Genomic DNA, 13,318 nt, shown 5'->3' with positions numbered 1-13,318 from the left:
CTGGCATTTTGAGTTGCCTCTATGTCGTTGCACGCCGTGCGCCCAAAGATCCTGGGTTTTATCAGTGAAGACGTCTCGGCCTGGCTGGTCGCGCTACTGGTATTGGTCGCCGGCGGGATTCTCACCGGGTTGCTCGCCTGGTCGACCCTGAATCTGTTCCACCAACAATTGCGGCAACGTTTCCAACTGCTGGCCAGTGAACGTTACAGCCGTATCGAAGAACGTTTCGAAGATCAGGAGCAGCGCCTCGATGGGCTGCGCCGGTTCTTTGCCAATTCCGATGCGGTTGCCCGCGAGGAATTCGACGGCTACACCCAACCTTTGCTGCACCGGACTCAGGCCTATTCGTTTGCTCTGCGGGTCAGCCGTGCCGAGCGGGCAGAGTTTGAGCGTCGGGTGCGTGAAGAGGGTTTATCCGATTTCAGCATTCGTGAGCTCAATGCCGACGGTCAGCTGCAATTGGCGGCGGAGCGCGATGAGTATGTTGTGGTGCTGTACAGCCAGACCCAAAGCAAGCTCGGCTCACCGTTGGGTTACGACCTGGCGGCGCAGCCCCTGCGCCGTGCCACCCTGGACCGGGCGGACCAGCATGGCCAGATGGCGGTGTCGCAGCCGATGCATCTGGTCAGCATCGAGCCGGCCTATGCGCGGGGCGTGCTGCTGGTCGCGCCGGTCATATCCCGCGACAGTCCGGCGTCCAAACCCTACGGTTATGTGATGGCGGTGATCAGCATGCGTCAGTTGCTGGCCGATGGCTTGCCGGAAGCGGGCCGTGATTATCTGTCGGTGCGTATCCTCGACTTGTCCACCGAGGACCAGCACGAAGTGCTCTACGAATCCTCTAACGGTCCTGCCGCCAGTGAGTTGTCGGCGACCCGGCTGCTGCGGCTGGCTGACCATGACTACCAGGTCGACATCCAGCCCAGCGAGGCCTTCCTGCAAGCCAACCACTCCTCGGTAGGCAGCCTGGTGGTACTGGGTGGTTTGCTCAGTCTGCTGCTCAGCTCGCTGCTTTATGTGCTGGTCAGTCAGCGGCAACGCGCGCTGAAAATGGTCGAGCAGCGGACTCAGGAACTGCGTGCCCGTGAGCAGGAACTGCGAGGCACCCACGGTCAGTTGCGTGGCGTGTTGAATGCCGCGACCCAGGTGGCAATCATCGCTACAGACCTGCGCGGTGTCATCAGCACGTTCAACGCCGGGGCGGAGCAGATGCTCGGCTATTCAAGCGTGGAAGTGGTCGGGCACATGACCCTGGAAAACCTGCACCTGCCCCGGGAACTTGCCGCGCGTTCGGCGGAGTTGAGTGCACGTTATGGCAAAACGATTCCGACCTGCCAGGCGATGTTGGTCGAGGGCGGCGAGGAGGGCGGTCACGAGGCGCGGGAGTGGACGCTGGTCCGTGGGGACGGCAGCCAATTAACGGTGAACATGCTGGCGACCCCGGTGCTCGACGAGCAAGGTTTGTGGGTCGGGCACCTGGCGATCTGCATCGACGTCACCGAACGCAAGCGCGTGCACGAGGCGCTCGCCGCACGGGATTTGCTCTTGAAGAAACTCAGCGCCCATGTGCCCGGCGGGATTTATCAGTTCAAGATGGAGTTCGACGGACGCTTCAGTGTGATCTACGCCAGCGATGGCATCCGCGAGATCTACGAACTCGAACCGGATGTCTTGCTGCTTAACGCCGAAGCGATTTTCACCCGGATCCACCCTCAGGACACCACGAGGGTCCGCGCCTCGATCCGGGCGTCGGCGGACACGCTCAGCCCGTGGCGCGAGGAGTATCGCGTGCAGCTGCCGACACGGGGGCTGCGCTGGGTCCGTGGTGAAGCAACCCCGGAGGAACAGCCAGGTGGCGGCGTACTCTGGCATGGCTACATCTCGGACATCTCCGATCTCAAGCGCGTCGAAGAAGAGCTGCGCGCGCTGTCGATCACCGATTCGCTGACCGGTATCCACAATCGTCGCTACTTCCAGGAGCGTCTGACCACCGAGATGGCCCGTGTCGAGCGCGGCGGCGGCGAGTTGTCGGTGATCATGCTCGACATCGACCATTTCAAACGCATCAATGACCAGCACGGCCACGCTGTGGGCGATCGGGTGTTGCAGGCTGTGTGCGAGCGCATCGGCCATCGCCTGCGCCGCACGGATGTGTTCTGTCGCTTGGGCGGTGAAGAGTTCATGGTGCTCTGCCCGGACATCGACAGCGAACAAGCCTATGTGCTGGCACTGGAGCTTTGGCAGGGCTTGCGCAGTTCCCCGATCGATGACATCGGTATTGTCACTGCGAGTTTCGGCATCGCCAGTTGGCGCGTTGACGAGGGCGCGGATGCGCTGTTGCTGCGGGCGGACTCGGGGGTGTATGCGGCGAAACAGGCGGGGCGTGACCGGGTTCAAGGCGAGATGAATTAACGTGGTCTGTACGCCAGACCTGTAGGAGCAAGCTTGCTCGCGATAGCGGTCTTTCAGTCACATCTGTGTTGGATGTGCCGCCGTCATCGCGAGCAAGCTGGCTCATGCATTGGATCTGCGGTGCCTTAGAGAACCGAAGCCGTGTCAGGCAGTTTCGGTTGGCGATACAGGTCCAGCAGCACCTGATCCAGCACCGACGACGCGCCGAACGGTGCCTTGTCGTTAAGAATCGCCACCACCGCCCAGGTGTTGCCATTGACGTCGCGGCTGAAGCCGGAGATCGCGCGCACGGTGTTCAGGGTGCCGGTCTTGACGTGGGCTTCACCGCGCATCGCGGTGGTCTTCAGGCGTTTACGCATAGTGCCGTCGGTGCCGGCAATCGGCATCGAACTGATGAACTCGGCTGCGTACGGGCTGCGCCACGCGGCTTGCAGCATCGCCGCCATTTCACGGGCGCTCACGCGTTCTGCGCGGGACAGGCCGGAGCCGTTTTCCATCACCAGGTGTGGCGCGGTAATGCCTTTCTTCGCCAGCCACTGACGCACCACGCGCTGGGCTGCCTTGGCATCGTCGGCGTCGGCGTCGGTGCGGAATTTCTGGCCCAGGCTCAGGAACAGCTGCTGCGCCATGGTGTTGTTACTGTATTTGTTGATGTCGCGGATGATTTCCGCCAGGTCCGGCGAGAAGGCGCGAGCCAGGACCTTGGCGTCTTTCGGCGTAGGTGCCAGAACATCCTTGCCCTGAATGCTGCCGCCCAGTTCCTTCCAGATCGCCCGCACGGCACCGGCGGTGTATGTCGCGTGGTCGAGCAGCGACAGGTAAGTCTGCGAGCTGCAGCCTTCGCCCAACTGCCCGCCCACGGTCACGGTGACGCTGCCATCGGCCTGGGTCACCGGGTTGTAACGCACGCCACCGGCGCACTGCTTGGAGTTGACGGCCTTGACCAGGTTTTCGATGCGGATGCTGGCAATCGGCGGCTCTACCGAGATCAGCACCCGGCCGTTGTCGTTGCGTGCGACGAAGCGCAGGGCCTTGAGGTTGACCAGCAGCGAATCGGGTTTGACCAGGAACGGTTTGTTCTCGTCATTGCCATCATCGTTGAACTCCGGCAGTTGCGGTTGCACGAAGAAATTGCGATCCAGCACCAGGTCGCCGGTGACTTGTGTCACGCCGTTGGCCCGCAGGTCGCGCATCAGCAACCAGAGTTTTTCCATGTTCAGCTTCGGATCGCCGCCACCCTTGAGGTAGAGGTTACCGTTGAGGATGCCGCCGCTGAGGGTGCCGTCGGTGTAGAACTCGGTTTTCCACTGGTGGTTAGGGCCGAGCATTTCCAGCGCGGCGTAAGTGGTGACGAGTTTCATGGTCGAGGCCGGGTTGACCGAGACGTCAGCGTTGAAAATGGTCGGGGTGCCGGGACCGTTGAGCGGGATCATCACCAGCGACAAGGCGTTGTCCTGCAGTTTGCTGGCCTTGAGGGCTTTTTCGACGTTGGGCGACAGGCCGGTGTTGATGGTGGCGGCAGAAACGGGGAGGGCCAGGGGGAGGAGAAGACTGGCCAGCAACAGTGGACGCAAAGATTTGATCATCTGAAATAAAACCCTACAGCCGAGGGGAAAAAGACGAGGGCATGAAGATAATTTCCCTCAGTGGTCATGAAAGTGTCGGCATTATGCCCCAAGGTGTAGCGACTTGTGCCGTGCCCGAGTCACCTAATCCGCTATTTTTTTACTGACGGTAACTTGTTGCACCCAGAGAATCGGGCAATTGGCCGCTTAAACTGCTAAAGTGCCGCCCGTTATTACTTATGAGGATTGTTCCAATGGCGACTAACCGTTCCCAGCGTCTGCGCAAAAAACTGTGCGTCGATGAATTTCAAGAGCTGGGTTTCGAGCTGAACCTGGATTTCAAAGAAGATTTGGCTGATGAAGCCATTGATGCTTTCCTCGACGCGTTTCTGAAAGAAGCCATGGAAGCCAACGGTCTTGGCTATGTTGGCGGCGACGACTTCGGTCTGGTTTGCCTGCAGAAACGTGGCTCGGTGTCCGAAGAGCAGCGTGCTGCTGTTGAAGCCTGGCTCAAAGGCCGCAGCGAACTGACTGAAGTTACCGTCAGCCCGCTGCTGGACGTCTGGTACCCGGAAAAGCCGATCAATCCGGTCGCTTGATGGCATGAAAAACGGCGACCCAAGGGTCGCCGTTTTTTTATGTCTTCAGGCCTTTCGCCAATTCAGAATGACCAGTGTCAACACCCCCGCCACAATCCCCCAGAACGCCGAGCCAATGGAAAACAGCGTCAGCCCCGACGCCGTGACCATAAAGGTGATCAGCGCTGCTTCGCGTTCCTTCACTTCGGTCATTGCAATGCTCAAGCCATTGATGATCGAGCCGAACAACGCCAGCGCCGCAATCGACAGCACCAATTCTTTCGGCAGTGCGGCAAACAGCGCCGCCAGCGTCGCGCCGAACACCCCGGCAACCCCGTAGAAAATCCCGCACCACACGGCGGCCGTGTAACGCTTGTTACGATCTTCGTGGGCATGCGGTCCGGTGCAAATCGCCGCGCTGATGGCGGCCAGGTTGATCCCGTGGGAACCGAACGGCGCCAACAGTAGCGAAGCGATGCCTGTCGTGGTGATCAGCGGCGAGGCAGGCACCGTGTAACCGTCGGCGCGCAGCACCGCAATGCCTGGCATGTTCTGCGAGGTCATCGCCACCACGAACAGCGGGATGCCGATGCTGATGGTCGCCGCCAGGGAGAAGTGCGGTGTGGTCCAGACCGGCGTCGCCACCTCCAGGTGAAACGCGCTGAAATCCAGCAGCCCCATCAACCCTGACAGCGCTGTACCGATCAGCAGCGCGGCGAGTACGGCGTAGCGTGGCGACAGGCGTTTGACCAGCAGATAGGTGAAAAACATCCCCAGCACCAGCGCGGTGCGATGTTGGGCGGCGACGAAGATTTCGCTGCCGATCTTGAACAGAATCCCGGCCAGCAACGCGGCGGCCAATGACGCTGGAATCTTCTTCACCAAGCGTTCGAAGCTGCCGGTCAAGCCACACACAGTGACCAGCACCGCGCAGGTCACGTAGGCGCCAATGGCTTCGCCGTAGCTCACACCGCCCAGGCTGGTGATCAGCAACGCCGCGCCGGGTGTCGACCAGGCGATGGTGATCGGTGTGCGATAACGCAGGGACAGGCCGATCGAGCACACCGCCATGCCAATAGAGATCGCCCAGATCCACGAAGAAATCTGCCCGCTGGTCAGGCCTGCCGCTTGCCCGGCCTGGAACATCAGCACCAGGGAGCTGGTGTAGCCGGTCATCATCGCGATGAACCCGGCAACGATGGCGGAAGGAGACGTGTCCGCCAACGGGCGGAGCTGCGTGTGCGTGGCGTCGTTCATGACAGCGGTGTTCCTTATACGTACGAAAATACCCGAGCCACGTAATCCCTGGTAGGAGCCGGCTTGCCGGCGATGCCGGGTCAGATGCCTTTACGTCAACTGACACACCATTGCCGGCAAGCCGGCTCCTAGGGGAGATCGCGCTGCGGATTCTGTGATCAAGCCTAAACTCAAACGTAAGCAATCGTTGCAATACAGCAGAGGCGACAAACAGCCGTACAGTCGTGTTGCCACCATCCATTGTGTACAATCGCGGTGTTTTTTACGCGATACTTGCCAGCGACCCACTGTGCCGTATTACAGTCACGGTCAATTCGCCGCAGTTCTCCCGACTCGAGTGCCCATGAACGAACAGTTGCAACCCCTCAAGAAACAACCGCGAGCAGGCAAAGCCGGCCGCAGCGGGACCCAGGACGATATTGTCTACGCGCATATCTTCGAGGCCATCCTCGAACAACGCCTGGCGCCCGGCACCAAATTGAGCGAAGAAGCGCTGGGGGAAATTTTCGGGGTCAGCCGCACCATCATTCGCCGTGCGCTGTCGCGCCTGGCCCATGAAGGTGTCGTGCTGCTGCGGCCCAATCGTGGTGCCGTGGTTGCCAGCCCGAGTGTCGAGGAAGCGCGCCAGGTGTTCCTCGCCCGGCGCCTGGTCGAGCGCGCGATCACTGAACTGGCGGTGCAGCACGCTACCGCCGAGCAGATCGCCGAACTGCGCCAGATGGTCAACGACGAACGCGACAGCTTCTCCCGTGGCGATCGCGGTGCCGGTATCCGTCTGTCGGGCGAATTCCACCTGAAACTCGCCGAAGCGGCGAAGAATGCCCCGCTGATCAGCTTCCAGCGCAGCCTTGTGTCCCAGACTTCGTTGATCATCGCCCAGTATGAAAGCGGCAACCGCTCGCACTGTTCCTACGACGAGCACACCCAACTGATCGACGCCATCGAAGCGCGCAACGGTGAGTTGGCGGTGAACCTGATGATGCATCACATGGATCACATCGACAGCAAGCTCAACCTCGACGAAGAAAGCGCGTCGGATGATTTGCATGCGGTGTTCTCGCATTTGTTGCAGACCAAGAAGCCAGGGCGTTCGTCGGCGAAAATCTGAAGCACTGTGTCGTCCCCATCGCTGGCAAGCCAGCTCCCACAATGTTTTGTGGGGTTCACCAGATCCGCGATACACCAAATCCTGTGGGAGCTGGCTTGCCAGCGATAGCAATCTGACAGGCAATAAAAATCCCCCAGGCTGAAAAGCGCTGGGGGATTTTTTATGCCTGAAAGAATTAGCGCTGATGCACCTGATTCCCTGCCGCATACGTCTGCAGAACAGTCCGGTCATCCCCCAGCGTCATCAACACAAACAACGTCTCGGCAATGTTGTTCGCCTGCTTCAAGCGATAACTCAGCAGCGGCGTAGCGTTGTAATCCAGCACCAGGAAGTCGGCATCGGTGCCCGGCAGCAGCGTGCCGATCTTGTCTTCCAGACGCAACGCACGTGCACCGCCCAGCGTCGCCAGGTACAGCGATTTGAACGGGCTCAACCGCGCACCTTGCAACTGCATGACCTTGTACGCCTCGTTCAACGTTTGCAGCAGCGAGAAACTGGTGCCGCCCCCCACGTCCGTGCCCAGACCGACATTCAGCTTGTGCTTCTCGGCCATCGGCAGATTGAACAAACCGCTGCCAAGGAAGAAGTTCGAAGTCGGGCAGAACGCAATCGCCGAACCGGTCTCGGCCAGTCGCGCACATTCGTCGTCACACAGGTGCACGCCGTGGGCGAACACCGAGCGCTCGCCCAGCAACTGGTAGTGATCGTAGACGTCGAGGTAGCCCTTGCGCTCCGGGAACAGTTCCTTGACCCACTCGACTTCCTTGAGGTTTTCGCTGATGTGGGTCTGCATGTACAGGTCCGGATATTCGCTCAGCAACTGGCCGGCGAGGGTCAGTTGTTCCGGGGTGCTGGTGGGTGCGAAGCGCGGAGTGACGGCGTAGTGCAAGCGACCTTTGCCGTGCCAGCGTTCGATCAACGCCTTGCTTTCGACGTAGCTGGATTCGGCGGTGTCGGTCAGGTAGTCCGGCGCGTTGCGGTCCATCATCACCTTGCCGGCGATCATCCGCAGGTCCAGCTGTTCGGCGGCTTCGAAGAACGAGTTCACCGATTGCGGATGGACGCTGCCGAACACCAGCGCGGTGGTGGTGCCGTTGCGCAGCAGTTCCTTGATGAAAATGTCCGCGACTTCGTCGGCGTGAGCCTTGTCGGCGAACTGGCTTTCGCACGGGAACGTATAAGTGTTGAGCCAGTCCAGCAACTGCTCGCCGTAGGCACCGACCATGCCGGTTTGCGGCAGGTGGATGTGGGTGTCGATGAAGCCTGGAGTGATCAGCGCGTCCTGGTAATGAGTGATCTCGATATCGGCGGGCAGGGTCGGCAGCAATTCGCTGGCGTGGCCGAGGGCACTGATCTGGCCGTTATCGACCACCAGCAAGCCGTCCTCGAAATACTCGTACGAGGCTTCGATGCCAACGATGGCAGGGTCGGCGATGCTATGCAGGATGGCGGCGCGGTAGGCTTTGCGAGTCAGAGGCATGGGTGTTCTCAATTAGAGGCTTGGCTGCGGCGTGAAGCGGGCAGCAGTTTGGCAATCGATCCGGCGCTGGCAGAGTGCTGGCCGAAATTCGCGTTATAGGTGGCGATGATTTCGCCGGCGATGGAAATGGCGATTTCCACAGGCAACTTGCCTTTGACTTCGCCGATACCCATCGGGCAGCGCATGCGTTGCAGCACGCTGCTGTCAAAACCTCGGTCGCGCAGGCGATGTTCGAACTTCACGCGTTTGGTCTTCGAGCCGATCAGGCCGAAGTAGGCGAAGTCGTTGCGCTTGAGGATCGCGGCGGTGAGTTCGAGGTCGAGTTGGTGATTGTGGGTCATGACGATGCAGTAACTGCCCACGGGCAGGTCGTCGATTTCATCCACCGGCTCTTCGGCGACGATCTTGCGTACGCCGTGGGGGATCTGTTCGGGAAATTCATCTTCCCGCGAATCGATCCAGCGCACCCGGCAGGGCAGGCTGGCGAGCAGCGGCACCAACGCGCGACCGACGTGGCCGGCACCGAACACGGCGATCTGCGCCTGGACCTGGCCCATCGGTTCGAACAGCAACACCGTCACGCCGCCACAGCACTGGCCGAGGCTGGCACCGAGGCTGAAACGCTCCAGATGGGTGTCCTGCTTGCCGCTGGCGAGCATCTCGCGGCCGATCTGCATGGCTTTGTATTCCAGATGCCCGCCACCGATGGTGTCGAACGCCTGGGTGGCACTGATGACCATCTTCGAACCGGCATTGCGCGGCGTCGAACCGAGCTCTTCGATGATGGTCACCAACACGCAGGGTTCACCCCGGTTTTGCAGGTCGGCGAGGGCGTCGATCCAGTTGTACATGTTTCACCTCGACATCTGTGTTGTCTATCCAGGCCTCATCGCTGGCAAGCCAGCTCCCACAGGATGGGTGTTGAATCCAAATTCTGTGGACACCACAAAACACTGTGGGAGCTGGCTTGCCAGCGATAGGCGCGCCTCGGTCCTAGAGCGAAGCCAACTCGGTTTCGGCTTCCACAGCCTTCGCCGCCGTCAACTGCCGCATCTGCTCGCACCCCCACAACACCCGCTCCGGCGTCGCTGGTGCGTCGATTTTCGGCTGATGCTTGTAGTCGCCGAGACTCGCCACCGCGTCCTTGATCGCGCACCACGATGCGATACCGAGCATGAACGGCGGCTCACCCACTGCCTTGGAATGGAACACGGTGTCTTCCGGGTTCTTGCGGTTTTCCACCAGTTTCACCCGCAGGTCCAGCGGCATGTCGGCGACCGCCGGGATCTTGTAGCTGGCCGGGCCGTTGGTCATCAGTTTGCCTTTGGCATTCCACACCAGCTCTTCCATGGTCAGCCAGCCCATGCCCTGGATGAAACCGCCCTCGACCTGACCAATGTCGATGGCCGGGTTCAACGAGGCGCCGACGTCGTGGAGGATGTCGGTGCGCAGCATCTTGTACTCGCCGGTCAGGGTGTCGATGATCACTTCGCAGCACGCCGCACCGAAGGCGTAGTAGTAGAACGGCCGACCCCGCGCCTGGCTGCGGTCGTAGAAAATTTTCGGGGTCTTGTAGAACCCGGTGCTCGACAACGACACCTGGGCGAAATACGCCTGTTGGATCAGCGCTTCAAAGGTCAGGATATGGTCACGAACCCGCACGTGACCGTTGTGGAATTCCACGTCTTCTTCGCTGACTTTGTAGTGCCGAGCCGCGAATTCCACCAGGCGTTGCTTGATGATTTCCGCCGCGTTCTGCGCGGCTTTACCGTTCAGGTCAGCACCGCTGGAAGCCGCCGTCGGCGAGGTATTCGGCACCTTGTCGGTGTTGGTCGCGGTGATCTGCACGCGGTCCATTTCCACCTGGAACACTTCGGCCACGACTTGCGCGACTTTGGTGTTCAGGCCCTGGCCCATTTCGGTGCCGCCATGGTTCAGGTGGATGCTGCCGTCGGTGTAGACGTGCACCAGCGCGCCGGCCTGGTTGAGGAAGCTGGCGGTGAAGGAAATGCCGAATTTCACCGGGGTCAGCGCCAGGCCTTTTTTCAGGATCGGGCTGTTGGCGTTGTAGCGACGAATCGCTTCGCGGCGCTCGGCGTACTGGCTGCTTTCTTCCAGTTCGGCGGTCATTTCCTCGAGCATGTTGTGCTCGACGGTCTGGTAGTAATGGGTGACGTTGCGCTCGGTCTTGCCGTAGTAATTGGCCTTGCGCACCGCCAGCGGATCGAGGCCCAGATGGCGGGCAATCGCGTCCATCACTTCTTCGATGGCAACCATCCCTTGCGGGCCGCCGAAGCCACGGTAAGCGGTGTTCGAGGCGGTGTTGGTCTTGCAGCGATGACCGTTGATGGTCGCATCGCCCAGGTAGTACGAGTTGTCGGCGTGGAACATCGCCCGGTCGACAATCGACGCCGACAAGTCCGGCGAGCAACCGCAGTTGCCGGCCAGTTCCAGGGCGATACCGTGCAGGCGCCCGGTGTTGTCGAAGCCGACGTCGTATTCGACGTAGAACGGGTGACGTTTTCCGGTCATCAGCATGTCTTCGACACGCGGCAGGCGCATTTTTGTCGGCTGGCCGGTGAGGTGGGCGATGACTGCGCACAGGCACGCAGGGCTCGCGGCCTGGGTTTCCTTGCCGCCGAACCCACCGCCCATGCGGCGCATGTCGACGACGATTTTGTTCATCGAAACGTCCAGAACCTCGGCCACCAGTTTCTGCACTTCGGTGGGGTTCTGGGTCGAGCAGTAGACAATCATCCCGCCATCTTCAGTCGGCATCACCGAAGAGATCTGGGTTTCGAGGTAGAAGTGTTCCTGGCCGCCGATGTGCAGCGTGCCTTGAATACGATGTTCAGCGGTGGCCAGGGCACCGGCCGAATCACCACGCTGATGCGTGTGGCTGTCGAGCACGAAGTGGCGTTTGCGCAAGGCTTCGACCACGTCCAGTACCGGCTCAAGATCTTCGTATTCGATGATCGCGGCCATGGCGGCTTTGCGTGCGGTTTCCAGGTCTTTTGCGGCGACGGCCAGTACGGGTTGCCCGACGAATTGCACGTCGTCGATGGCCAGCAATGGATCACCCGGCAACAGCGGGCCGATGTCTTTCAGGCCCGGCACGTCTTCGTGGGTGATGGCGATGCGCACGCCTTCGAAGGCGTAGCAGGGCTTGGTGTCGATGCTGATGATTTTCGCGTGGGCGCGGTCCGACAGCCGGGCGTAAACGTGCAGCTGATTGGGAAATTCCAGACGGTCGTCGATGTACTGCGCTTCACCGGCCACATGCTTGGCCGCGCTGTCGTGCTTGACGCTGCGGCCGACACCGGTGGTCAGGTCCTTGGCGAACAGTTCAGCCAGTTCGGCTTGGGTCTTCTCTACAGCGTGATGATTAGACATAAGCGGTCACCCGAGTCTCGATGTGCGGCGTTTGCAGTTCGATGAAGTATTTGCGCAGCAGGTTCTGCGCACTGAGCAGGCGGTATTCCTTGCTGGCGCGGAAGTCCGAGAGCGGCGTGAAATCTTCGGCCAGTGCGGCGCAGGCGCGTTCGACCAGCGCGCTGTTGAACGGCGCGCCGATCAGCACGTTTTCGCAATGGACGGCGCGTTTCGGGATCGCGGCCATGCCGCCGAAAGCGATGCGGGCGTCGGTGATGACGCCGTTTTCCACGCGCAGATTGAACGCGGCGCAGACGGCGGAGATGTCATCGTCCAGACGCTTCGACACCTTGTACGCCCGGAACAGTTGTTCGGCGCTGGCACGCGGCACGATGATTTTTTCGATGAATTCACTTTCCTGACGCGCCGTCACTTTGTAATCGATGAAGTAATCGTCGAGGTTCAGCGTGCGTCGGGTTTCACCCTTGCACAACACAACCTGCGCGCCGAGCGCGATCAGCAGCGGCGGCGAGTCACCAATCGGCGAAGCGTTGCCGATGTTGCCGCCCAACGTGCCCTGGTTGCGAATTTGCAGCGATGCAAATCGGTGCAGCAGTTCGCCGAAATCCGGGTACTCGGCGTTCAGCGCTTCATAGCAGTCGGAGAGGGCAGCGGCAGCGCCGATTTCGATGCGATCGTCGAAGGTCTCGATGCGCTTCATCTCGGTGACGTTGCCGACGTAGATCATCACCGGCAACGTGCGATGAAACTGGGTGACTTCCAATGCCAGATCCGTGCCGCCGGCCAGCAGTCGGGCCTGTGGATAAGCGTCATAGAGGTCGGCCAGATCGGCGACGGTCAGCGGCACCAGGCAGCGCTTGTCGCCACTGTTGAGTTCGCCGATATCGGTAGGGGCAATGGCTTTCAGGCGCGCAATGGTCTGCGCTTCGCGAGCATCGAACTGGTCCGGTTGCTTACCGCAGCAGGATTGCTCGGCAGCCTCCAGGATCGGCCGATAGCCGGTGCAGCGGCAAAGGTTGCCGGCCAGTGCTTCGTGAGCCTTGTGGGAATCCGGTTGATCGCTGTTTTTTTGCAGCGCGAACAGCGACATCACGAAACCGGGGGTACAGAAGCCGCACTGTGAGCCATGGCACTCGACCATGGCTTTCTGCACGCTGTGCAGTTCGCCTTGGTGCTTGAGGTCTTCGACGCTGATCAGCTGTTTGCCGTGCAGCGACGAAACGAACGTCAGGCACGAGTTGAGGCTGCGATAGCGAATGTGTTCGCGGCCAGCGTCATCCGTTTGCAACTCGCCGACCACCACGGTGCACGCGCCACAGTCACCGCTGGCGCAGCCTTCTTTGGTGCCGGGTTTGCCCACATGGTCGCGCAGATAGTTGAGCACGGTCAGGTTCGGGTCCAGGGCGTGCTCGCTACGGAGTTCCTGGTTAAGTAAAAACTGGATCACGGAAGGCCTCGCAGACTCATTATTGTTGTTAACCGACGTGGACCGAATTTATCAGGTCTGACTTTGCGGTCAATGATT

9 protein-coding genes are annotated in these 13,318 nt (G+C 60.6%); 3 read left to right on the top strand and 6 right to left on the bottom strand.

Translation table 11 applies throughout. The annotated features are described in order from the left end of the window. Window positions 1-21: 21 nt before the first annotated feature. A complete protein-coding gene (locus ACI77H_RS04645; protein WP_407010591.1) occupies window positions 22-2,412 on the top strand; it encodes a diguanylate cyclase in 2,391 nt (796 codons plus the stop codon). Between the two features lie 125 nt (window positions 2,413-2,537). On the opposite strand, the gene dacB is transcribed toward ACI77H_RS04645, so the two are convergent. After that, complete coding sequence (dacB, locus tag ACI77H_RS04640) at window positions 2,538-3,998, bottom strand: D-alanyl-D-alanine carboxypeptidase/D-alanyl-D-alanine-endopeptidase (protein ID WP_407010590.1); 1,461 nt, start codon at window positions 3,996-3,998, stop codon at window positions 2,538-2,540. A gap of 233 nt (window positions 3,999-4,231) precedes the next feature. On the opposite strand from dacB, the gene ACI77H_RS04635 reads away from it, so the two are divergent. Continuing rightward, window positions 4,232-4,576 (top strand): YggL family protein, encoded by a 345-nt coding sequence (locus ACI77H_RS04635; RefSeq protein ID WP_150634698.1) that lies wholly within the window; start codon window positions 4,232-4,234, stop codon window positions 4,574-4,576. A 45-nt stretch (window positions 4,577-4,621) separates the two neighbouring features. Here the strand turns inward: ACI77H_RS04635 and ACI77H_RS04630 are convergent, their stop codons facing one another. Next, a complete protein-coding gene (locus ACI77H_RS04630) occupies window positions 4,622-5,812 on the bottom strand; it encodes a benzoate/H(+) symporter BenE family transporter (RefSeq protein WP_407010589.1) in 1,191 nt (396 codons plus the stop codon). A 343-nt stretch (window positions 5,813-6,155) separates the two neighbouring features. Between ACI77H_RS04630 and ACI77H_RS04625 the strand changes: the two genes are divergently transcribed. Then, window positions 6,156-6,920 carry a GntR family transcriptional regulator gene (locus ACI77H_RS04625; RefSeq protein WP_150631658.1) on the top strand — a complete coding sequence of 255 codons (765 nt, stop codon included), beginning with the start codon at window positions 6,156-6,158 and terminating at the stop codon, window positions 6,918-6,920. 175 nt (window positions 6,921-7,095) lie between these two features. On the opposite strand, the gene guaD is transcribed toward ACI77H_RS04625, so the two are convergent. The 4 genes from guaD to xdhA all read right to left on the bottom strand — a co-directional run bounded on the left by guaD (window position 7,096) and on the right by xdhA (window position 13,240). Next, window positions 7,096-8,400, bottom strand: a complete 1,305-nt coding sequence (guaD, locus tag ACI77H_RS04620) for a guanine deaminase (protein WP_150631657.1) — start codon at window positions 8,398-8,400, stop codon at window positions 7,096-7,098. An 8-nt stretch (window positions 8,401-8,408) separates the two neighbouring features. Next, window positions 8,409-9,251 (bottom strand): xanthine dehydrogenase accessory protein XdhC, encoded by an 843-nt coding sequence (gene xdhC / locus ACI77H_RS04615; RefSeq protein WP_407010588.1) that lies wholly within the window; start codon window positions 9,249-9,251, stop codon window positions 8,409-8,411. Window positions 9,252-9,393: 142 nt separating this feature from the next. Next, window positions 9,394-11,793: a xanthine dehydrogenase molybdopterin binding subunit gene (xdhB, locus tag ACI77H_RS04610; protein ID WP_407010587.1), complete on the bottom strand. Its 2,400-nt coding sequence runs from the start codon at window positions 11,791-11,793 to the stop codon at window positions 9,394-9,396. Beyond that, window positions 11,786-13,240: a xanthine dehydrogenase small subunit gene (gene xdhA, locus ACI77H_RS04605; RefSeq protein WP_407010586.1), complete on the bottom strand. Its 1,455-nt coding sequence runs from the start codon at window positions 13,238-13,240 to the stop codon at window positions 11,786-11,788. The genes xdhB and xdhA overlap by 8 nt, the downstream gene beginning before the upstream one ends. Window positions 13,241-13,318 lie beyond the last annotated feature (78 nt).

The organism is Pseudomonas sp. O230 (assembly GCF_045447035.1).
Classification (GTDB): domain Bacteria; phylum Pseudomonadota; class Gammaproteobacteria; order Pseudomonadales; family Pseudomonadaceae; genus Aquipseudomonas.
Note: the sequence above shows the minus strand (reverse complement) of the source record. Positions and strands in the feature narration are given on the sequence as shown.

Excerpts from the sequence above, each read along its gene's own strand:
- ACI77H_RS04645 (WP_407010591.1), top strand. The coding sequence starts at position 22 with ATGTCGTTGCACGCCGTGCGCCCAAAGATCCTGGGTTTTATCAGTGAA.
- dacB (WP_407010590.1), bottom strand. The coding sequence starts at position 3,998 with ATGATCAAATCTTTGCGTCCACTGTTGCTGGCCAGTCTTCTCCTCCCC.
- ACI77H_RS04635 (WP_150634698.1), top strand. The coding sequence starts at position 4,232 with ATGGCGACTAACCGTTCCCAGCGTCTGCGCAAAAAACTGTGCGTCGAT.
- ACI77H_RS04630 (WP_407010589.1), bottom strand. The coding sequence starts at position 5,812 with ATGAACGACGCCACGCACACGCAGCTCCGCCCGTTGGCGGACACGTCT.
- ACI77H_RS04625 (WP_150631658.1), top strand. The coding sequence starts at position 6,156 with ATGAACGAACAGTTGCAACCCCTCAAGAAACAACCGCGAGCAGGCAAA.
- guaD (WP_150631657.1), bottom strand. The coding sequence starts at position 8,400 with ATGCCTCTGACTCGCAAAGCCTACCGCGCCGCCATCCTGCATAGCATC.
- xdhC (WP_407010588.1), bottom strand. The coding sequence starts at position 9,251 with ATGTACAACTGGATCGACGCCCTCGCCGACCTGCAAAACCGGGGTGAA.
- xdhB (WP_407010587.1), bottom strand. The coding sequence starts at position 11,793 with ATGTCTAATCATCACGCTGTAGAGAAGACCCAAGCCGAACTGGCTGAA.